At 36.0% G+C, this 3,615-nt stretch carries 4 protein-coding genes and 2 pseudogenes; 4 read left to right on the top strand and 2 right to left on the bottom strand.

The window, feature by feature from the left end:
* A pseudogene (locus H5158_RS22215) lies at window positions 1–222 on the top strand (endonuclease III); the annotation flags it as partial.
* A gap of 117 nt (window positions 223–339) precedes the next feature.
* On the opposite strand, the gene H5158_RS22210 reads toward H5158_RS22215, so the two are convergent.
* Both H5158_RS22210 and H5158_RS22205 read right to left on the bottom strand, forming a co-directional pair.
* Window positions 340–894, bottom strand: a complete 555-nt coding sequence (locus H5158_RS22210; protein WP_182740928.1) for a GNAT family N-acetyltransferase — start codon at window positions 892–894, stop codon at window positions 340–342.
* On the bottom strand, window positions 891–1,208 hold the full coding sequence (locus H5158_RS22205) for a hypothetical protein (RefSeq protein ID WP_149980691.1): 318 nt from the start codon (window positions 1,206–1,208) through the stop codon (window positions 891–893). The genes H5158_RS22210 and H5158_RS22205 overlap by 4 nt, the downstream gene beginning before the upstream one ends.
* 39 nt (window positions 1,209–1,247) lie before the next feature.
* Here H5158_RS22205 and H5158_RS22200 point away from each other — a divergent pair.
* From H5158_RS22200 to H5158_RS22190, 3 genes and pseudogenes are all read left to right on the top strand, one after another.
* Window positions 1,248–1,487 (top strand): annotated as a pseudogene (locus tag H5158_RS22200) (endonuclease III); the annotation flags it as partial.
* 586 nt (window positions 1,488–2,073) lie between these two features.
* Window positions 2,074–2,538, top strand: coding sequence for a hypothetical protein (locus H5158_RS22195; protein WP_182740927.1), 465 nt, complete (start codon window positions 2,074–2,076; stop codon window positions 2,536–2,538).
* 14 nt (window positions 2,539–2,552) lie between these two features.
* The gene (locus H5158_RS22190; RefSeq protein ID WP_182740926.1) at window positions 2,553–2,936 is read left to right on the top strand and encodes a hypothetical protein; all 384 of its coding nucleotides are present in this window, start codon (window positions 2,553–2,555) and stop codon (window positions 2,934–2,936) included.
* Window positions 2,937–3,615 lie beyond the last annotated feature (679 nt).

Below are 3,615 nucleotides of genomic sequence, written 5' to 3'. Positions count from 1 at the left end.
GATACCCACATAGACCGCGTATCAAACCGCACTAAATTTGCTATGGGTAAGAACGTTGTTGAAGTAGAAAAAAAGCTATTAAAAGTTGTACCAGCAGAGTTTAAAGTAGATGTACATCACTGGCTTATTTTACATGGTCGTTATGTTTGTACAGCCCGCAAACCAAAATGTGGCAGTTGTATTATTGAAGATTTGTGCGAGTTCAAGGATAAAACTGAATAATGTTTATTCTTTTTTGAGCCAATAAGTAAACTTTAAATTTTTATCTTTGCTGTTGGTTTTTTGCATGCATTATTTAACTGCTAATGACTAACCAATTACATTAAAATGACGGTATTCTTATTCAATTTTTAGTACTTCGATTTTAAGTAAAGAAAACAATAAATTTCCTAAAAAATGCTTGTACATAGCTTCTATTTCTTCTTTAGATATAGTTCCACCACGTATAAGGACTTCTTGCCGCTCAGCTGGCTCTTTTATGATAAACCCGGTAGAACTGAACCCATTTTTTTCATAAAACGCTTTGCGCTTAACTCTTTGTTGATAGTTTTCTGTCTTTTCATCAAGCTCCTCAATAGTGAGTACTATTCTTTTATTTGAATGCTTTTCATTCATAGAATCCATTACTTTGCTTCCGTAACCACTTGAGCGGAGCAATTCAGATATAGCAAAAAACTTTACACAGATAATTTGTTTATATTCTTTAGTGTAGAGAAAACCAACCCATTTATTATTATCATAAATAACATCAAAGCCATTTTTTCCATTCCTCATTCTGTATTTAACAAGCCATTCTGGTAGTCTGTGAACTTTTGGAAAAGCTTCGAAAAAAAGGTCTATAACTTTTGAATAGTTAAAATCATGTTTGTTAAGTGGGCGAAAAGTGATCATCATATTAACCCTGCAAGCCAATCAACAGTTAAGATAGTAGTAAAAACCTTTAATCCAATCAAACCGAAAAATATGAATATAAATGTAACTTTAATTTTTTTACTTTTTATATTATTCCAAGATAGAAGTTTTGCTTGAAATTCACTTTTTAGCTCATCAATATCCTCTTTCATACATAATTCCCTATCTCGTGCTGTAATTATATCAACTACAACACAGTTAATATGAGTTACCAAATTAACTTTGTAACTAAAAGTTCCGATGATGCCTAATGCAAACACATGATCTTTGCTCTTTAGGATTTCAACTACCAGCATTTTGAAAGCTAGTTACATCTTCCTTCCTTATATCTAAGTTGGCCAACCATTGCTGTAGATACGCATATATTCCGTGTATCAAACCGTACTAAGCTTGCCATGGGTAAAGGTGTTGTTGCGGTTGAACAAAAACTTTTAAAAGTTGTACCAGCAGAATTTAAACTTGATATACACCATTGGCTCATTCTTCACGGGCGTTATACTTGCGTAGCACGTAAACCAAAATGTGGCAGTTGTATTATTGAAGACTTGTGTGAGTTTAAAGATAAAACAGAATAATCAAAGCCTGCTTTGTGCTATGAACGGACATTGAGGCGTAACTCGTTTCTGCCCCATTATGAGTTAACGTAATTACTCTAAGGGTGGCTTTGAGCGATAACCTGCCAGTCAAAAAGCGGTCAAGCATTACATTACTTTGATTTATCCATAGCTCTCACTGTTAATTGGTATCTTGCCATTTACTGGTATGATGAATAATTTAAGTGTGGTGACAAATAAAATAACGCGAACGAGTTAGCAGCTTTGCTTGCTGCATCAAATCAATGAGTTAACCTGCTTAACTGCTCAGGCTAGTTGTGACTGCGCGTAAGAAAAATATCATTGCTTAACGGTTAAATATTCGGTTTAATAGGCACATAATGAATGCTGAGTAACGCAGGGATAGCTTAGAAACGATAGGCACACCAATGAAATTGGTTTGATATCACTTAGGCCATAAAAACAAATTCCCATAGCATAAACAACACCAACTCTGACACACCGAGCAGGTAGCGCCTCAGTCCAACAAGCGATTATGCAACACAAACTGCGTGTCGCACAAATACTAAAATGTTATGTGCTCATATAGCCAAATAATGGAGATCAGGTGTTTAATAAATTACTAAAACCAAAAAGAAATGACAGTGGCGTCAGGCTGGCCGATATAGTTAGTAAATCAAATCATACTGGCTATATATTTGCTGACGTAATGAATGATTTGGGAGAGTCAGTTGAAATAATTATGGAAAATGCAAAAAGCTTACAAATGGCTTATGGTTACGCTCGTCGTTCCGCAGCCACAGCGCTTTACCTACAAGGCATAATTGATTCAGATGTTTACGATCATAATTTAGCATTCTTCAAAGCAATTCAAGTCCAAACAGGACATACAGTTGAATTTCAGGAACAAGCATTTACAGATGCAATAGAGTTTATGCAAACATATAACCCTATTATTACACGCCTATTAGTAAAACAGATGGGTGCTATATCCACCAACTTTACGCAAACTCAAGATCAGCTAAGTGACTCAGAGTTTATAGAGATAGTCATGAATGCATATACAAATTAAACACAGGGTTAAAAATGGGACTTTTTAGTAGAAATAAAAAACAAAAAGATTTGGATAATATTGTAATGGGCTTTCTTCGAACTGAAGCAAGTAAGTTACTTGGAATCAAGCCTAATTCCAATGAATACACTGAAGCAATGTCTTCGGCGGCAGAACCTATTCAAACAACATTTTTGCCTAATTTAAATAAAAGCATATTAGAAGATGTCGCAAACACATTTTCCTCTATCTCCCAAGAAAGAGTAAATGAGTTATTTGGTGAGTACATATTCTTACTATTTGTTCGCTTTAGTGCTATCTCTCAATATGTAGCAGCAGGAAAAGTAAAAGCTGAAGAAGCAACCCCTGATATTTTGGCCAATGTTATACATGACCAAATCAAAGCATTGTTGAAATAAAATGCACATAACACATATGAGCCTTAACTCTGTCAATAGGCACTAGAATTTTATTTGACCGTTTTTATACAGTGACGGTCAATTCAAAATCAATGCTAATTCAATAAACAAATTCGTTTACCTCGTCTGTCGATGTGGCTGTTAAGCAAGTAGCTTACGACAAACACATATAGAGGCTCTCTTATTGCGATCTCATCGCAGCCAGATTTTTCCCATATCCTTTTGGGGTTGCTGGGGCACTAGACATTCTTCGGTTAACCTAATCATGGCACTATTCAAGGCGGCTGGTTCATCATTATGACCAGTTAGTTTCAGGCTCAAGTCAGGTGTAAGCGACTTTGTTTATTGTATTAATGCACGCGTACTGAGCGTCTAATCAAGGCAAGTGGCTTAGATCTGTAGGCATATAATCAGGTTAAACCTTGTTGGTTATTAACTCACCCAATTGATTGATGCGCAGCCTTATATCCAGTTAGATGTGGACTTCCCAGCTTTCACTAGACAGTTTTTATCTCTTCACCGGACAAAGAAGGCTCATTTTCCATTGCTTACTCGTAAGCGTATAGCTAACGACACCTAGCTTTGCTTAATGTTCCAAGGTAGCAGTGGCTCAAGGTTATCTGGCTGCTCAGCAAGGCGCTGTAAGCAAGTAGAGATATAGTCATGCACCACAAGGTCA

Source organism: Pseudoalteromonas sp. SR45-6, from assembly GCF_014163545.1.
GTDB lineage: Bacteria > Pseudomonadota > Gammaproteobacteria > Enterobacterales > Alteromonadaceae > Pseudoalteromonas > Pseudoalteromonas rhizosphaerae.
This window is presented reverse-complemented; position numbering and strand designations above follow the sequence as displayed.